The sequence below is a fragment of the Streptomyces carpinensis genome, assembly GCF_002154505.1.
Classification (GTDB): Bacteria; Actinomycetota; Actinomycetes; order Streptomycetales; family Streptomycetaceae; genus Streptomyces; species Streptomyces carpinensis.
Genome location: NZ_MUBM01000783.1, coordinates 1 through 992 on the forward strand (window position 1 = coordinate 1; position 992 = coordinate 992).

At 74.4% G+C, this 992-nt stretch carries 1 protein-coding gene and 1 pseudogene; both read right to left on the reverse strand.

Annotated elements, in window-relative coordinates:
- Nucleotides 1-144 (reverse strand): annotated as a pseudogene (locus BZY54_RS48750) (MarR family transcriptional regulator); the annotation flags it as partial.
- Nucleotides 145-155: 11 nt separating this feature from the next.
- Nucleotides 156-992: MFS transporter (locus BZY54_RS48755; protein WP_143668479.1), on the reverse strand; the 837-nt coding region annotated here is incomplete at its 5' end.

Consider the following 992-nt stretch of genomic DNA (forward strand, 5'->3'; position numbering starts at 1 on the left):
CGCGTCGACCTCGGCCAGCAGGATCTGGTGCAGACGCATGATGGAGGTGATCGCCGCCATGGACGGCACGCTTCCCCAACGCTGCTACCAGAGCTCGTCGGCGCGGGCGATGGGGTCGAACGGGAGACTGAGGGGCTTGGGCACGTCACCAGACCCTACCCGTCGGTCATATCGTGGTCAGCCCCGTCTCGCCTTTCGGTCCCGGGGAGGATCGCGACGGGGGCGTGCGGGGTGGGAGCGCCTGGCGCGGGGGCGTCCGCCGTGGGCTTGCCTGCCGTGGTGTGGCCTGTCGTGGGGCCGTCCGTCGCGGGGGTGTCCGTCGCGGGGGCGGCGGTCTGTCGGGCGGCCAGGGCGAGCAGGACGCAGGACGCCGTCCCCAGTACTCCGGCCCCCGCGATCGTCGTCGTCACCCCGGCGAACTCCGCCGCGACGCCCGCCAGGGCCATGCCCACGCCCTGGATCGTCATGAGCCCCGCCGTGAGCAGGGTCATCGCCCGCCCGCGCAGCTCCTCGGGCACGGCCCGGACGAACCACTGGTCCAGGCCCAGCGTGTACGCGGACCCCGTGCCGGACACCAGCAGCAGAAGCAGTGAGACGGCCAGGCCCGGGTGGAGGGCGCAGCCGAGGTACGGCAGCAGCGTCAGACAGACCAGGGGAAGCGCGATCCGCTCCCGGGTGGCGGGCCGCAGCCGTGAGCCGGCGTACAGCTCGCCCGCGATGGTGCCGACCGGCAGCGCGCACATCAGCAGGCCGAGGCCGGTGGAACCGGTGCCGAGCCGGGCGGCGTACGGAGCCGCCAGCGCCTCGGGCACCACCGCGAACATCGGCGGCACCCAGAACAGCAGGAGCAGCACCCGGACGCGGCGTCCGCCGCGCGCCGGACGCCGCCGGGTGCCGAAGCGGAGCAGTGCGGCGGAGGCCAGGAAGGTGCCCACGGTGATCAGCAGCGCGTGCCGGGGGCTGACCACGGTGAGCAGCAGGCCGCCGAGTCC